The sequence below is a fragment of the Noviherbaspirillum sp. genome, from assembly GCF_035944575.1.
GTDB lineage: Bacteria > Pseudomonadota > Gammaproteobacteria > Burkholderiales > Burkholderiaceae_D > Noviherbaspirillum.
Map to the genome: position 1 here is coordinate 1 of NZ_DASZBA010000228.1, position 16,087 is coordinate 16,087.

Sequence of the window (16,087 nt, forward strand, 5' to 3'; positions counted from 1 at the left end):
ACGGCTCCGTGTGGCGGATGATCGGCGTGCCGCGCAGTCGCTTGAGGATGCCGAACTGAATCTCATGCGGCCCGATCGCCACCAGTTGATCGAAGCCGCGCGCGAAGCTGGCGATGTCCTCGCCGGGCAGGCCGGCGATCAGGTCGACATGCAGGTGCGCATGGGAGTGTTCGCACAGCCAGCGGATGTTGTCGGCGGCCTTGTCGTTGTTCTGCTTCCTGCTGACCAGCGACTGCACCTCCGGATTGAAGCTCTGGATGCCGATCTCGAATTGCAGGCAGCCGGGCGGAAATTGTGCAATCGCTTCCTTGAGCGCGTCGGGCAAATGATCGGGCACGACTTCGAAATGGGCGAAGACCGGATCGTCCGGATGGGCGGCCAGCTTGTCGAGGAAGAATTGCATGATCTTCAGGCTGGACTTGATGTTCAGATTAAAGGTGCGGTCGACGAACTTGAACAGCCGCGCGCCACGCGCATGCAATGCCTGCAGTTCGCCGAGGAAGGCGTCGAGGTCGAAGGGCCAGGCGGTTTTGTCGAGCGCGGACAGGCAGAATTCGCATTTGAACGGACAACCGCGCGAAGCTTCCACGTAGAGCGTGCGGTGGGCGATGTCTTCGTCCGTATACAGGCTGTACGGCAGCGCCAGCTCGGCGAGCGGCGGTTGTGCGCCGGCATGGATTTTCATCAGCGGTTTCGGGCCGTCCAGCACCTGCCGGCAGAGCTGCGGGAAGGTGACGTCGCCCCAGCCGGTGATCAGGTAGTCGGCCAGTTGCACGATGCGCTGCTCGCCCGGCTCGTGCGACACTTCCGGCCCGCCGAGGATGATGGTCACGTCCGGCGCGACGCGCTTGAGCATCGCCACCACCCGGGTGGTTTCCTCTACGTTCCAGATGTAGACGCCGAAGCCGATGATGCGGGGCCGGTACGCCAGCAGCTTTTCCACCACGTCGGCGGTCTTTGCGCCGATGACGAATTCCTGCAGGCGGGTTTGCTGCTGCAGCTCGCCCATGTTGGCCAGCAGGTAGCGCAGGCCGAGCGAGGCGTGGGTGTAACGGGCGTTGAGGGTGGAGAGGATGATGGTCATGGGAAACGGCAAAACGTGGCGCGAGCCTTATTTTACGCGTTGCCGCATAGACGATAACCATAGCTGGTCCGGCTGGCCGGGATGGCGCCCCTCGGCGTGAAGGCAGATCTGCCGCTGCCTTCATGCCGGGCAAGGCAATGATGCTATTTTCCCAATTCCTTTTCCTGCAGCATCCGCCACATCACCTTGCCGGTCGCCGACTTCGGCAGGGTGTCGACGAACTCGACGATGCGCGGCGTCTTGTAGGCGGCCATTTTTTCATGCGCCCATTTGATGATGTCGTCCTCGGTCACTTCCGCGCCCGGGCGCTTGACGATGACCGCCTTCACCGTTTCGCCGCGGTACGGGTCGCGCGAGGCGATGATGCAGCATTCCTGCACCGCCGGGTTCTGGTACATCATCGATTCGACTTCCGCCGGCCAGACCTTGAAGCCGCTGGCGTTGATCATGCGCTTGAGGCGATCGGTGAAGAAGAAGAAACCTTCCTCGTCCATGTAACCCAAATCACCGGAACGGAAGAAACGCTTGCCGTCGAGTTCGGCGAAGGCTTCCTCGGTCTTCTTCGGATCGTTCCAGTAGCCCTGGAAGACCTGCGGACCGTTGATCCAGATTTCACCGGTTTCGCCGGGCGGCATCTCTTTCAGACTGGTCGGATCGACGATGCGTGAATCCACGTTCAGGTACGGCACGCCGAGGCATTGCTGCTTCATGCGCTGCGGCGGATTAACGTGCGACGCCGCCATTGTTTCGGAGAGGCCGTAGCCTTCCATGTATTGCTGGCTGGTTAAATCAAGCAGCTTCTGCGCGATCGCCGCCGGCATCGCCGCGCCGCCGCCGGAGACGCGCTTGAGGCCGGAGATGTCGTACTCCGCCAGTCGCGGGTTGGACAGGAAGTCGATCATCATGGTCGGGATCAGCGTCCAGGTAGTGACCTTGTAGCGGGTGATGAGCTGGCCGGCCGCGTCGCGGTCCCAGCGCGGCAGCACCACGATCGTGCCGCCGGCGAAGAACATGGCGTTCATCACCGACTGCATGCCGGTGACATGGAAGAACGGCAGCACCGCGAGCGTGACGTGATCCGGCACCGTCGGGCCGGACCAGACATTGCCGGCGACGGCGTTGAACATGACGGAGCGATGGGTGTGGACGCAGCCTTTCGGCTTGCCGGTGGTGCCCGAGGTGTAGGGCATGCAGGCCAGGTCGTCAGGGCCGGCGAGGTGTGGGCCAGGCGCATGTTTCTCGGCGACGGCATCGACCCAGGCAATGACGCCGGGCGTGGCAGGCACATTGCGCGGCATGCGCACGAACTCGGGCACGACGAGGTCGGTGGGCGCGGTGAGGTAGTCGGAGTAGGCGCCGACAATGACTTTTTCCAGGCCGGATTTGCCGACCAGCGGCGCGATGCGCGGGAAAATTTCCTGTGATGCGAAGGCGACTTTCGCGCCGCTGTCTTCGATGTAGTGCTGCAGCTCGTCCGTCATCAGCATCGGATTCACTGGCACGACCATGGCGTCGGCGCGCATGATGGCGTAGAAGGCGATGATGAATTGCGGGCTGTTCTGCATGTCAAGCAACACCCTGTCGCCGCGCTGCACGCCGCATACTTTCTGCAGATAGCCGGCGAGTGCCGTCACCTCATCGAGCACCTGCGCATAGGTGAGAACGGAGTCGTAGAAAACAATCGCAGGCTTGCTCGGATAGCGCCTTGCCGACACTTCCAGGTTGACGTAGACGCTGGTCTCCGGTGTGGTGATGGCATAGGGCAGGCCTACCGGCCAGTGGGGGTAGTGGGTAGTATTCATGTCTCCGCCTGGGATTTGTAATAAAAATGGCAGTGATGATTATAGGTGCGAGCGGGAAATACTGCAGGAAACACCCTGTATGGCATTGATGCAGCTCATGGCTGCAGCGCTCGGCGCGCATGCTGCAACGCACCACATGACCGCAGTCGGAAAACTTTTGCCGGTAATTCCGGTCATTTCTGTTCCATGAAAAAAGACACTCTCCACATCGGCGTGATTTCAGACACGCACAACCTGCTGCGCCCCGAAGCGAAGGTCGCGTTGGCGGGGTCCGACCATATCATCCATGCCGGCGACATCTGCGGCCCGCAAGTCCTGGAAGAACTCGGCCGTATCGCGCCGGTGACCGCCGTGCGCGGCAATAACGACAGGGGCGCGTGGGCGAACGAACTGAGGGAAAGGGAAACCATCGTCATCGGCGGCGTGATGCTCCATGTGGTGCACGACATGAGTGATCTCGATGTCGATGCAAGAGCGGCCGGCATTGGCGTGGTGATCACCGGGCACTCGCACAAGCCGTCCATTAAAATGGAGAGCGGCGTGCTTTATCTGAACCCCGGCAGCGCAGGGCCGCGCCGCTTCAAGCTGCCGATTTCACTCGCGCTCCTGGAGATCCGGGACGGGCAACGCACTGCCCGGATCCAGACGCTCGAAGTCGATTGATTCAATAATCCTGCGGCAGCGATTGCATGCCGCCGTGCGCGTCGGCGCTGCCGGTCATGCTGAGCGCCACCGCTTCGGCGACACGGATGCCGTCGACCGCAGCCGAGAAGATGCCGCCCGCATACCCTGCGCCCTCGCCCGCCGGAAACAGGCCTTTCACATTGCGGCTTTGATAGTTGTCCAGCCGCGTGATGCGCACCGGCGACGACGTGCGCGTTTCGACGCCGGTGAGCACGCCGTCTTCCATCGCATAACCCTTGATTTGCCTGTCGAACACCGGCAGCGCTTCGCGGATCGCTTCAATGGCGTAAGCCGGCAGGCTGGGCGCGAGATCGCACAGGCGCACGCCCGGCTTGTAGGACGGCAGCACCGATCCGAATGCCGTGGACGCACGGCCGGCGAGAAAGTCGCCGATCAACTGGCCGGGCGCATCGTAGTTGCCGCCGCCCATCTCGAACGCACGTGATTCCAGTGCGCGCTGGAGGTCGATACCTGCCAGAGGATGTCCCGAACCGCGATCGCCGGGATAGTCGGCCGGCGTAATGCCGACGACGATGGCGCTGTTGGCATTGCGTTCGTTGCGGGAATACTGGCTCATGCCGTTGGTGACGACCCGGCCCGGCTCGGATGTGGCGGCGACGACGGTGCCGCCCGGGCACATGCAGAAGCTGTACACCGAACGTCCGCCCGAGCCGTGATGCACGAGCTTGTAGTCGGCGGCGCCGAGCATCGGGTGACCGGCGAATTTGCCAAAGCGCGCGCGGTCGATCAGCGATTGCGGATGCTCGATGCGAAAGCCGATCGAAAAAGGCTTGGGCTCCATGTAGACGCCGCGGTCGTACAGCATTTGAAAGGTGTCTCGCGCGCTGTGGCCGACGGCCAGCACGACATGGTCGGCCGCAATGGTTTCGCCGCCCTCGAGCCGCACGCCTCGCACCTGGCCGTTTTCGATATCGATGTCATCGACCTTGCAGCCGAAGCGGAATTCGCCGCCCAGTGATTCGGTGGTTGCGCGCATGGCCTCCACCATCTTCACCAGCCGGAAGGTGCCGATATGCGGCTTGCTGACATAGAGGATTTCCGGCGGTGCATAGGCCTTGACGAATTCGGTCAGCACCTTGCGGCCGTAATGCTTCGGGTCCTTGATGCCGCTATAGAGTTTGCCGTCGGAAAACGTACCGGCGCCGCCTTCGCCGAACTGCACATTCGACTCCGGATGCAGTTCGCGTTTTCGCCACAGCCCCCAAGTGTCCTTCGTGCGTTCGCGCACCGCCTTGCCGCGCTCCAGGATGATGGGGCGGAAACCCATCTGCGCCAGCAGCAGGCCGACGAAGATGCCGCAAGGCCCGGTACCGATCACGACCGGCCTGCTGGTTCCCCCGGCAGGTGCCTCGGCGACGAAGCGGTAGGTCATGTCGGGAGCCGGTTTGACATTGGGTGCGCCGGCGAAGCGTTGCAGCAATGGCGCTTCGTTCCTGACGTCGACATCCAGCGTGTACACCAGCGAGATTGCGCTGCGCTTGCGTGCATCGTAGCCGCGGCGGAATACCGTGAAACCGACCAGTTCCGCAGCATCGATTTTCAGCCGCGCCAGAATGGCGGCGTGAAGTTCCTCTTCTGCATGGTCGAGCGGGAGTTGTACATCAGTCAATCGCAGCATGCGCAGTCAATCCGAATAAATGCTGTTGGGATGGGAAGATGCCGGTCGCCGATAGCGGGTTGCCTGGCGAGGCGGAGAGCATTGCGGTGCAAGCAGGCCGCATTTTACCGCACCGGTGCCGCAATAAAAAAAGCGGAGCGACCGGTTGGGGTCTTGCTCCGCTTCAATTGCTTCGGTTCAACCGCCCTGCGGAGAGCGGCATGAATTGCTATCCCACGTTTCAGGCGTTCTTGAACTGCTCGCGCAGGCGCTTGACCTGATCGTGATTTTGCAGCACGCCCTGATACTGGCGCTCAACGATGTTGCGCACATCGACCGGCAGGTTCTTCTCCAGTGCCGAGCGGTAGCTGCGCACCGCGACGTCCTCGCCGCGCTCGCATTCGTTGAGGATGGATTTATCATCCTTGCCGGTGACCAGCGACTTCAGATCGACCCAGCGGCGATGCAAGGCCCCACCGAGTCCACTGCTGGTTTCCGGATCGCCGCCGTAGGTGCGCACCAGTTGCTGCAGTTCGCCGGCAGCCTGGGCACATCCCTGTGCGCGGTTCATGAACAACGATTTGATCTGCGTGTCCTTCATGTCTTCCGCGCAGGTACGGAAACCTTCCTCGCCATCCTTGCATGTTTCGATCAAATCGTTCAGGGTCGAGATTACTTCATCGTTATTCATGTTTTCTCCTATGGTTGTTGATCGCTGTCGATGATCCGGACAGGCGTTTCCGCCTGTACCCCGCTTACTTGCCCGTGCTGCCCGAACCGGAGCCCGTCGCACCGGCTCCGCCTGAACCGGCTGATGCACCGCTGCCGCCGGATGAGGCACCCGCACCACCTGACTTACCGGATGCGGACTTGGCGCTGCCGGTATCCTGGCGTGCGGTCTGCAAGTGCTGGTCAACGACCGGAATCATCTTGGTCACCAGGGCTTTTACCTCTGGATCCTTGGCAGTTTTCTCGGCTTTTTGCAGCATGCCGTGGGCGTTGCGGTGATCCGTTACGCCGCCTTGTGCCATGTATTGCTTATCGAACTTCTCGCCTTCGAGCGCGCTCAGCTTTTTGGCCATGGCCTTGTGCTTGGCGTCCGGCTCTTTCGGCAAGGTGACGTTCTTGGACTGGGCGAGTTGCTCCAGTTCGCCCTGTGCCTTGGTGTGGTCATCGATCATCTGCTGCGCGTAGGTCTTGACCTTTTCATCCTTGCTCTTGCTCTGCGCCAGCTTCGCCGCCTCGATTTCCGAGATATTGGTGATCGCCATCTGGCGCAGGATGTCCTGGTCACCCTTGCTCAGGCTGTTGCCTGCTTTGCTGCTGGCGCCGGCGGACTTGTCGCTGGCGCCCGACGTTGCGGCTGCGGCACCCGATGCACCGCTGCCCTGGCTGCCTGCGGATGGAGACGCGCTTGCTCCGGAAGCTGCAGAACCGCCGCTGGCACCCGGCGCCCTGGAATCACCGGTGGTTGACGAGGTACCGGTAGTGGCTGCAGTACCGCTGGTGCCTGTGGTTGTGGTTTGTGGGTGTACCGATGCGGCGCTAAACATCAACGCCAGCGTGGCGGCGCCGAGCATGTGCGGCAGGTGTTCGCGTTTCAACATGACAATTCTCCTTTGAATGGGGGCGGTAGCCTGTGAACTACATGAGCTGCCCGAAGCAGCAGGCAATGTGTGTGCCACAACCGGGCGTCGCCGGCGGCACTGGCAGTCGTATTGCCTGGCCGGGCGTCAATGCCATCGCTTGCCGACGGCAGAATGAACTACAGGAACCTGGAAAAATTACCGGGAGGGAAACGGCTTTCCGTTTCCCTCCCGGATGCAACGTCCTAATTTCAGTGATTACTGGCCGCTCTTGGAGCCTGTAGTCGGACGTGCGCTGGTAGTTTCGTTTTCACCAGTCGGGCTCATCTGGCCTGCGCGGTTGGCGCTGGTCTTGCCTGCCGCATCCTTGCTTGTCGCGTCGGCTTTGCCGCTCGACGAACCCGAGCTGGAGCCGGTGGAGCTGCCCATGCCCGAAGTGGAGCTGGTAGAACCGCCGGTTTTTGAGCTTGCGGAGCTGCCGGAAGTATTATCGGCGCCGCTTCCTTTGGAGGACTTGCTTGCCGGCGGACGTGCGCTGGTGGTCTCATTTTCGCCGGTCGGGCTCATCTTGCCTTCGCGATTGGCTTGGGTTTTGCCTGCGGCGTTCTTGGTGGTTGCATCCGCCTTGTCGCTGCTGCTTGAACCGGAGCTCATGCCGCTGCTCTTGCCTGTCGTGCTGCTGCCCGATGCGCTGCTGCCGGTGGTGCCACTGGTGCCGCTGGTGGATGATGACGTGCCCGATGTAGTCGGACGTGCGCTGGTGGTTTCGTTTTCGCCGGTCGGGCTCATCTGGCCTGCGCGGTTGGCGCTGGTCTTGCCTGCCGCATCCTTGCTCGTTGCATCGGCTGCGCCGCTTGATTGTGCATGGACGGACGCTGCGCCAAACATCATTGCAAATGCAGCGACGCTCATGAGGCGACTCAATGTTTTGCTCTTGATCATTTAGTTCTCCTTGGTGGTTTGTTTTCACAATGCCGCCGTGACATGCGGCGGTTTATGCAAGAACAAACGCAATGGTCGTGCCAGTTGCACAATATTGCCTTCAGCTACAAGGAACGCTGTAATACAGAGGAAAATTCGGGAATAGCTCAGGTAGAAAATACAGAAACGATGCAAATTTACAAAATCGTGTCCGACTCCGAAACATGCCAGAGAGGGAAGATGCCCAACGGAAGCTTTTGATAGCGGGGGTTTGGAGGAATGGAGAAAAGAAAAACGTGCGGACACGATGGCGCACGAGGCGGCCCCTTTCTCATCGTGCCCGCACCCAAGCAAAGCGCAGGTGCGTGGAAAGCCTGTCGGGGTTGCAGCGGCGGACGGCTGCCATCCCCATCAGGCAACTTGTCAGCTTCCGCGTTGGCGCTTTTCGCACTTGCACTCGATAGTGCTTAACACCTTGCCGTCCGGATCGACGGTTTCAAGATGCACATCGAAGCCCCATAAGCGCGCCACATGTTTCAGCACTTCGTTGGTCTGCCCGTTCAAAGGCCGGCGCAGATACTGGTTATGGCGAAGGGTCAGCGCCCGGTCACCATGGGTATCGACGGACCATACCTGGATGTTCGGCTCACGGTTGCCGAGGTTGTACTGCCCGGCGAGCTGTTCCCTGATGTAGCGATAGCCGCTCTCATCGTGAATCGCCGATACGCTGAGCTTGTCTTTCTTGTCGTCATCGAGGATCGAGAAGAAGTGGAACTCCCTGATCAGCTTCGGTGACAGGTACTGGGCGATGAAGCTTTCATCCTTGAAATTGCGCATCGCGAAGTCGAGCGTTTTCTGCCAGTCGCCGCCGGCGATGTCCGGAAACCAGTGCCGGTCTTCGTCGGTCGGTTCCTCGCAGATACGACGGATGTCGCGCATCATCGCAAAGCCGAGCGCATAGGGATTGATGCCGCTGTAATACTTGCTGGTGACCGGCGGCTGGTACACCACGTTCGTATGGCTTTGCAAAAACTCCATCATGAAGCCGTCGCCGACCACGCCTTCGTCATACAGCTTGTTGAGAATGGTGTAGTGCCAGAACGTCGCCCAGCCTTCGTTCATGACCTGGGTCTGGCGCTGCGGATAGAAGTACTGCGAGATCTTGCGAACGATGCGCACGATCTCGCGCTGCCATGGCTGCAGCAGCGGTGCGAACTTCTCGATGAAGTACAGCAGGTTTTCCTGCGGCTCGGCCGGGAAACGGTCGGGCGCTGCAACGGCAACCGACTCCTCGCGGCGCGGCAGGGTCCGCCACAGATCGTTGACCTGCGACTGCAGATAACGCTCGCGCTCGTCCTGGCGTTCGCGTTCCTCGGCCATCGACAGCTTGGCGGGACGCTTGTAGCGGTCGACGCCGTAGTTCTGCAGCGCATGGCAGGAGTCGAGCAGCAGTTCCACCGCTTCGATGCCGTAACGCTGCTCGCAGTCGGCGATGTAGTTTTTCGCGAACACCATGTAATCGATGATCGCTTCCGCGTCGGTCCAGGTGCGGAACAGGTAATTGTTCTTGAAAAAGGAATTGTGGCCGTAGGATGCATGCGCAATCACCAGCGCCTGCATGGTCAGGCTGTTTTCTTCCATCAGGTACGCGATGCACGGGCTGGAATTGATCACGATCTCGTACGCCAGTCCCATCTGCCCGCGCTTGTAGCTCTTTTCGGTCGACAGGAAGTGCTTGCCGAACGACCAGTGGCTGTAGGACACCGGCATGCCGACGGATGCGTAGGCATCCATCATCTGCTCGGCGGTGATGATTTCGAGCTGGTTTGGATAAGTATCGAGTCCGAAGCCTTCCGCCACGCGGCGGATTTCACCGTGTATCTGCTCGATCAGTTCGAAGGTCCATTCCGACTGCTCGGGCAGGCGGACCGGCTTGCCGGCCTTTTTGCGAAAGCCTTTACCGGTCGCCCTGGCGGACGGCTTGCTTGCCGTTTTCCTGATTGCGGTCTCTGTCATTTCGGTTGCTTCTTGAAAAGTTCACGGAATACCGGATAGATATCCGCCGGCGATTCAATCTTCTGCATCGCGAAGTGCGGATGGTGCGCCGGAATCTGGGTGTATTCCTCCCACAGGTTCTGCGGCTCGCCGTCGGTGATCTCGACATAGGCGTAGTACTGCACCATCGGCATGATCGAGTTGATCAGCAGGTTGCGGCAGGTGATCGAATCGTTATCCCAGTTGTCGCCGTCGGACGCCTGCGCGACATAGGTATTCCAGTCGCTGCTGGCATAACGTTCTTCGATGATCTTCTTCAGCAGATGCAGCGCCGACGACACCACCGTGCCGCCCGACTCGCGGGAATTGAAGAACTCGTCCTCGGTCACTTCCGACGCCTGGGTATGGTGGCGGATGAACACCACCTCGATCTTTTCGTAGGCGCGCGTCAGGAACAGGTACAGCAAGATGAAGAAGCGCTTGGACGCATCCTTCTTCGCCTGGTCCATCGAGCCCGACACGTCCATGATGCAGAACATTACCGCCTGGCTGGTCGGCTTCGGCACCAGGATGCGGTTGCTGTAGCGCAGGTCGATCGGATCGATGAACGGGATCGCCTCGATCTTGATGCGCAGCTTGCGGATCTCCTGCTTCAACGCGAGTATGCGATGATCGTCTTCAAACGCGGTGCGCTGCAATTCCTCCAGTTCCGCCTCTGCCTCGCGCAGCCGCTTGCGCGAACCGCCGCCGACGGCGATGCGCCGTCCGAGCGCGCCGCGCAGCGAGCGCAGCACATGGATGTTGGATGTGGTGCCAGACAGCTTGTAGCCGGCGCGCTGCTGCTTGAACTCGGTGACTGACTTCAGCTGCGTCTTGATCAGGTTGGGCAGTTCAAGGTCTTCGAAGAAGACGTTCAGGAACTCGTCGCGCGACAGCTCGAAGGCGAAATCGTCTTCGCTGGTTTCCTCGCTGTTGCCTGCCTTGCCCTTGCCCTGACCGCTGCCGCCTTTCGGCCGCTGCAGCTGGTCACCCTTCTGATATTCCTTGTTGCCGGGACGTACCGTTTCCCACACGCCGCCCTGGGCATGGCCGAAATTCGGCTCGTTGATGTCCTTGACGGGAATGGAAATCTTTTCGCCTTTCTCGACTTCGGTGATCGAGCGGCCCTTGATGGCACGTTCCACTGCCTGTTTGATCTGCCCTTTGTATCGGCGCAAGAAACGCTCGCGGTTTCCCGCGGATTTGTTCTTGCCCTGCAGACGCCGGTCGATGAGGTGAACCAAAGTGCCTCCTGCTTGTGATGCTACGTGGCTTGGATGCCAGGGTGCTTCACTTCAAATCTGACTGGGTTCGTTGCCGCGCCGGTCTGGTGCGGCGGACGAACAGACTTCTACTGACCTAGTTCCTTCCGCCCTTTCAGGGGGAAGGTTAGGGTGGGGGTGTGAAGGTTGAATCACTGCATGCGCATGCTCGACCTCACTACCCCCTCCCTAGCCCTCCCCCTGACAGGGGGAGGGAACCTTGCAGCGATGGAAATCGGTTACGACGACTTCCGTACCCGCAGATACCACTCGCACAACAACCGTACCTGCTTCGCCGTATAACCCTTCGCCACCATCCGCGCCACGAACTCCTGGTGCTTGTTCGCGTCGTCGGCGCTGGCCTTGGCATTGAAGGAGATCACCGGCAGCAGTTCCTCGGTGTTGGAGAACATCTTCTTCTCGATCACCGTGCGCAGTTTTTCGTAGCTGGTCCAGGTCGGATTCTTTCCGTTGTTCTGGGCCCGTGCGCGCAGCACGAAGTTGACGATCTCGTTGCGGAAGTCCTTCGGATTCGAAATGCCGGCCGGCTTTTCGATCTTCTCGAGTTCACTGTTGAGCGAATCGCGATCGAAGCTCTCGCCGGTATCCGGATCACGGAATTCCTGGTCCTGGATCCAGTAATCTGCGAACGTCACGTAGCGGTCGAAAATGTTCTGGCCGTACTCGGAGTAGCTTTCGAGGTACGCCGTCTGGATTTCCTTGCCGATGAACTCGACGTAACGCTGCGCCAGGTATTCCTTGATGTAGGACAGGTACTTCTGCTCCAGCTCCGCCGGGAACTGCTCGCGCTCGATCTGCTGTTCCAGCACGTACAGCAGGTGCACCGGATTGGCCGCGACTTCGGTGGTATCGAAGTTGAACACCTTGGACAGGATCTTGTAGGCGAAACGTGTCGACAGGCCGCTCATGCCTTCGTCCACGCCGGCGTAGTCCACATACTCCTGGCGGGACTTCGCTTTCGGGTCGGTGTCCTTCAGGTTCTCGCCGTCATACACCTGCATCTTGCTGAAGATGCTGGAGTTTTCCGGATCCTTGATACGCGACAGCACGGCGAACTGCGCCATCATCTTCAGGGTCCCGGGCGCGCAGGGCGCTTTCGACAGCGACGAGCTGCGGACCAGCTTGTCGTAGATCTTGATCTCGTCCGATACGCGCAGGCAGTACGGCACCTTCACGATATAGATACGGTCGAGGAACGCTTCGTTGTTCTTGTTGTTGCGGAATGCCTTCCACTCCGACTCGTTCGAGTGGGCCAATACCACGCCGTCGAACGGGATCGCGCCGAAGCCCTCGGTACCCTTGTAATTGCCTTCCTGGGTCGCCGTCAGCAGCGGATGCAGAACCTTGATCGGTGCCTTGAACATCTCGACGAATTCCATCAGGCCCTGGTTCGACAGGCACAGGCCACCGGAGTAGCTGTATGCATCCGGGTCGTCCTGCGAATAGTCTTCCAGCTTGCGGATGTCTACCTTGCCGACGAGGGAGGAAATGTCCTGGTTGTTTTCGTCGCCCGGCTCGGTCTTGGAGATTGCCACCTGTTTCAGCACCGACGGATAACGCCTGACCACGCGGAACTGGTTGATGTCGCCGTTGAATTCATGCAGGCGCTTGACTGCCCACGGGCTGGGGATGGTCTTCAGATAACGGCGCGGGATGCCGTAGTCTTCTTCGAGGATGGCGCCGTCTTCGACTTCATTGAAGAGACCGAGCGGCGACTCGTTGACGGGGGAGCCCTTGATGCAATAGAACGGGACTTTTTCCATCAGCTCCTTGAGCTTTTCGGCGATCGACGATTTGCCGCCGCCAACGGGGCCAAGCAGATACAGAACCTGCTTGCGCTCTTCAAGACCTTGAGCTGCATGACGGAAATAGGATACGACCTGCTCGATGACTTCCTCGGTGCCGTAGAACTCACGGAACGCGGGATATATTTTTATTACCTTGTTTGCGAAGATCCGGGACAGGCGCGGATCATGGCGTGTATCGACCAGTTCAGGTTCACCAATCGCTTCGAGCATGCGCTCAGCGGCACTGGCATAGGCGAGTCGATCGCTCTTGCACAACTCCAGATATTCTTGCAGGGAGTATTCCTCTTCCCTAGTCCGCTCATATCGTGCTGCGTAGTTGTCAAAGATTTTCATGGGTGGGTCCTTTGTAATCTACCGGTCGAAATGTGTGTCGGATGGGTGTCGGATTCAGATGTGTATTTCCACTCCGCAATTTAATAATACGCGCACTTTTCCAGAGCCGATAGGAAATTTTTCTCAAAAAAAGCAGATTTTTTGTAAGCGCAAAAAGATGCAAATTAGGCTTTGCAAATGCTCTTTTCAAAGCAGCATTTCTCTCGTGTTTTTTTGCAAAACGGGATCGGTTGCGCAAAACTTTTTTGCGTGTGAGTTGTCTCGCGACGAGTCGTAATTCGGATTTTGATAACGAACCATTGGCGCAAATGAGACACTCATGTCGATGCGCACTAACGAATTGATTTCGTATCTTCGTTATACCTGCTGTAATGCATTGGTTGATCGGCAAAGATGCGAGGTAAAACCGGTTCACTAATTTCATTTGCACGGCAAGCATGCATAGCTGATGACGGTGAGTGTCGCGGTTGCATGCGAAGGGCCTGCATTTCTTTTTATTTTCCCAACAAGCCTCTTAGCCCTTCTTTCAATCTCTCCTCCACCTTGCCCTTTTGACCCTCCAGCGCCTTCTGCGCTTTCGATTTGATTTCTTCTCTTTTCTCATCAAGCTTTTGACGGGCCAGTTCGGATGCCATGCCGGCAACATCGATGCGCCAGCCTATCGCATCGAAAGGACCGGATAGCCGGACAGGGATGGTCAGACCCTTGAGCGCCTGCAGTTCCGGTCCGCCCTGCCCCTCCAGCGTCGATACGACCGTCGTCTTCGCAAGATAGTCGATGCGCTCCTCGCCCAGATTGATTTCCCCTGCGCCGCTGACGCGAATGAGTGGCGATTTGATGCTGAGGTCATCGTTGCGGGCAATACCGCCGGCAATCCGGAAAGTCCCGGAAAGTTCGCTGAAGTCGGTCTTGTCGCCCGCTGCCGCGGTGCCTGATTGCGGCGGCGCATCACCCCGGAGCTCGCCTATCTTTGCCTTTGCATTGCGTACCGCCTGTGCGATGTTCACGCCGCGTACGCTGCCGTCGCGCAGTTCGACGGCCGCATTGCCATCCAGGCTTTTCCTGATTTGCCCGAATGCCATGCCTTTGCCCGCAACGTCGAGCCGGACATTGCTCCTGCCTTCGACGCGGCTGCCGCCGAGCGCGTCCTTCAGCAGCGGCCCGACGTCGATGCCGGTCAGGTTCTGCCTGATTGCGACGTGCGCCGGGTTGCCAGTCATGACCGATAACGCGCCCGCCGCGCTGCCGCCATAAAGACGAGCGGCAATCGGATCGATGTCGGCCTTGCCATTGCGGGCCTTCAGTGCCATGCGCACATCGGAGGCCCTGATACCGGAGGCTTTCAGCGAACCGATGCGCAGATTGCCGTCGGCCTGCAATGTGCGAAGCGCGGACAGGTCGACAGGTTCTTCGGCGGCCGGCTTGGCGGGCGGGCCGCCTTTCTCTACCGACCGTTGTGGTGACGGCTTGCGCTTGTAGCGATCAAGATCGAGCCGGTCGATGCCGATATCGAAGGTATAGGCGGGCGGCGAAAACCGGCTCAGGCCGAGCCGCGCATCATAGGCACTGTCATCAAGGCTGCCCTTGAGCGCTGTCGTCATGGTTTTCTTGTCGAGATTGATACGTGCATTGCCGGCGGTTTTGAAAGCAAGTGCGCCGCCGGCGGGATTGGGCAGCGTGAAGTTGCCTTCGATATTTGGCAAGTCGACATGCATCGTCTCGAAGCTGGCGGAGAAAGGCGTGGTCAGCGCGCCATCGATTGCCGTACCGCCCTTGCTTCCTGAAAGCTGCAATGACATTCGCGGCGAGCCGAGCAGCAGCTTGTCGATGCTGCCACTGAGCGCACCGGCCAGCTTTACTTTTGCATCGAGGCCGGCGTCCTTCGCTGTCGCCTCGAGCATGATCTCCGGCAGTCGGAAGGATTGCGGCGATCCATCGAAGGAGGGCGCGGCGAAGGTGGCGGTGAGGGTCCGCGCTCCCTGCACCAGTCGCGCTTCGCCATTGACTTTTCCGCCGGCCATCTTTTCATCGGTGACGGCGAGCTTGGGTATGTCGAATTTCACATCGATCGCCCGTCCCTCATGTTTGCCGTTCGCGGTGACACGAATTCCATCGAGGGTGAAACGTCTTGTCGACGGTGAGAGGTCGGCGTTGCCGGCAGCGGTGGCGACGAGACCGGCAATGCCGGCCATCCGGCCCTTGATCCTGGCATCGAGATCCGTGACCTGGTAGCGCCCTGGTCCGAGGTGGAATGCGAAGCCGCTGTCGATCGCAAGCTGCACGTCGATATCCGGCTTGTCCGACTTGACATCGGCCGTCAGGTGCAAGGTACCCGGCACGCCGTCGGCGATCCTGCCGCTACGGATGTCGAGGTTGGCCAGTTCGATCCGTCGGTTCTGCTGGCGATCGTCGATGCGGATCTGCGCATCGTTGATTTGCACGCTATCGATGTCGAAACCGACTTCATTGCCGGCGGCAGTTTGCGGTGGCACCGCTTCCCTGGCCGGCGGCGCATCCTTGCCGAGCAGGTCGTCGAAATTGGTGGAGCCATCCTTGCCGCGCCGGATGTTGGCACGCAAGCCATCGATGCGAACATGGTCGACCACGAATTGCCTGGAAAACAATGGAAGGAGTGCCAGCGATAGCCTTGCGCCGTCGACGGCGGCGAACCGTTCTGCGCCGCCGCGCTCGGAAATGGCGGCCGGGCCGAGATCGGCGGCGATGCGGGGAAAGAGCCGAAGCCTGACGTCACCAGGAATGGTCAGAGTGCGCTGGTATCTGTCCTGCACCAGTTGAATCAGTTGCGGCTTGTAGTCGTTCGGATCGAAGGTCGCCGCGAGGATGGCGGCAGCGGCCAGCACCACGGCAAGCAATGCGGCGATTCCGATGGCGATGCGTCTGGCAATTTTTGGCATGTCTTCCCTTCCGGCAGCG

The 16,087-nt window shown here is 59.8% G+C and carries 11 protein-coding genes; 1 reads left to right on the forward strand and 10 read right to left on the reverse strand.

The genetic code is table 11. The annotated features are described in order from the left end of the window. Window positions 1–1,084 (reverse strand): B12-binding domain-containing radical SAM protein (locus VGU61_RS18070; RefSeq protein WP_326860626.1); only part of this gene is annotated, 1,084 nt, incomplete at its 3' end. A gap of 143 nt (window positions 1,085–1,227) precedes the next feature. Further along, window positions 1,228–2,886, reverse strand: a complete 1,659-nt coding sequence (locus VGU61_RS18075) for a long-chain fatty acid--CoA ligase (protein WP_326860627.1) — start codon at window positions 2,884–2,886, stop codon at window positions 1,228–1,230. A 186-nt stretch (window positions 2,887–3,072) separates the two neighbouring features. Here VGU61_RS18075 and VGU61_RS18080 point away from each other — a divergent pair, with 186 nt between their 5' ends. Then, window positions 3,073–3,549, forward strand: a complete 477-nt coding sequence (locus VGU61_RS18080) for a metallophosphoesterase family protein (protein ID WP_326860628.1) — start codon at window positions 3,073–3,075, stop codon at window positions 3,547–3,549. A 1-nt stretch (window position 3,550) separates the two neighbouring features. Here VGU61_RS18080 and VGU61_RS18085 read toward each other — a convergent pair whose 3' ends face one another. The 8 genes from VGU61_RS18085 to VGU61_RS18120 all read right to left on the reverse strand — a co-directional run bounded on the left by VGU61_RS18085 (window position 3,551) and on the right by VGU61_RS18120 (window position 16,068). Continuing rightward, complete coding sequence (locus VGU61_RS18085) at window positions 3,551–5,209, reverse strand: NAD(P)/FAD-dependent oxidoreductase (protein ID WP_326860629.1); 1,659 nt, start codon at window positions 5,207–5,209, stop codon at window positions 3,551–3,553. A 220-nt stretch (window positions 5,210–5,429) separates the two neighbouring features. Continuing rightward, window positions 5,430–5,879 carry a PA2169 family four-helix-bundle protein gene (locus tag VGU61_RS18090; protein WP_326860630.1) on the reverse strand — a complete coding sequence of 150 codons (450 nt, stop codon included), beginning with the start codon at window positions 5,877–5,879 and terminating at the stop codon, window positions 5,430–5,432. Between the two features lie 64 nt (window positions 5,880–5,943). Further along, window positions 5,944–6,795, reverse strand: coding sequence for a DUF4142 domain-containing protein (locus VGU61_RS18095; RefSeq protein ID WP_326860631.1), 852 nt, complete (start codon window positions 6,793–6,795; stop codon window positions 5,944–5,946). A 237-nt stretch (window positions 6,796–7,032) separates the two neighbouring features. Next, window positions 7,033–7,716 (reverse strand): hypothetical protein, encoded by a 684-nt coding sequence (locus VGU61_RS18100; RefSeq protein WP_326860632.1) that lies wholly within the window; start codon window positions 7,714–7,716, stop codon window positions 7,033–7,035. Window positions 7,717–8,118: 402 nt separating this feature from the next. Next, entirely contained in the window at window positions 8,119–9,711 is a 1,593-nt protein-coding gene (locus VGU61_RS18105) for a SpoVR family protein (RefSeq protein ID WP_326860633.1), read from the reverse strand. After that, entirely contained in the window at window positions 9,708–10,973 is a 1,266-nt protein-coding gene (locus tag VGU61_RS18110) for a YeaH/YhbH family protein (protein ID WP_326860634.1), read from the reverse strand. The genes VGU61_RS18105 and VGU61_RS18110 overlap by 4 nt, the downstream gene beginning before the upstream one ends. Window positions 10,974–11,230: 257 nt before the next feature. After that, window positions 11,231–13,153: a PrkA family serine protein kinase gene (locus VGU61_RS18115; protein WP_326860636.1), complete on the reverse strand. Its 1,923-nt coding sequence runs from the start codon at window positions 13,151–13,153 to the stop codon at window positions 11,231–11,233. A 494-nt stretch (window positions 13,154–13,647) separates the two neighbouring features. Next, entirely contained in the window at window positions 13,648–16,068 is a 2,421-nt protein-coding gene (locus VGU61_RS18120) for an AsmA family protein (protein WP_326860637.1), read from the reverse strand. Between the last annotated feature and the right edge of the window lie 19 nt (window positions 16,069–16,087).

What these genes read in the sequence shown, in the direction of transcription:
- VGU61_RS18075 (WP_326860627.1), bottom strand. Translation starts at nt 2,886, where the DNA reads ATGAATACTACCCACTACCCCCACTGGCCGGTAGGCCTGCCCTATGCC.
- VGU61_RS18080 (WP_326860628.1), top strand. Translation starts at nt 3,073, where the DNA reads ATGAAAAAAGACACTCTCCACATCGGCGTGATTTCAGACACGCACAAC.
- VGU61_RS18085 (WP_326860629.1), bottom strand. Translation starts at nt 5,209, where the DNA reads ATGCTGCGATTGACTGATGTACAACTCCCGCTCGACCATGCAGAAGAG.
- VGU61_RS18090 (WP_326860630.1), bottom strand. Translation starts at nt 5,879, where the DNA reads ATGAATAACGATGAAGTAATCTCGACCCTGAACGATTTGATCGAAACA.
- VGU61_RS18095 (WP_326860631.1), bottom strand. Translation starts at nt 6,795, where the DNA reads ATGTTGAAACGCGAACACCTGCCGCACATGCTCGGCGCCGCCACGCTG.
- VGU61_RS18100 (WP_326860632.1), bottom strand. Translation starts at nt 7,716, where the DNA reads ATGATCAAGAGCAAAACATTGAGTCGCCTCATGAGCGTCGCTGCATTT.
- VGU61_RS18105 (WP_326860633.1), bottom strand. Translation starts at nt 9,711, where the DNA reads ATGACAGAGACCGCAATCAGGAAAACGGCAAGCAAGCCGTCCGCCAGG.
- VGU61_RS18115 (WP_326860636.1), bottom strand. Translation starts at nt 13,153, where the DNA reads ATGAAAATCTTTGACAACTACGCAGCACGATATGAGCGGACTAGGGAA.
- VGU61_RS18120 (WP_326860637.1), bottom strand. Translation starts at nt 16,068, where the DNA reads ATGCCAAAAATTGCCAGACGCATCGCCATCGGAATCGCCGCATTGCTT.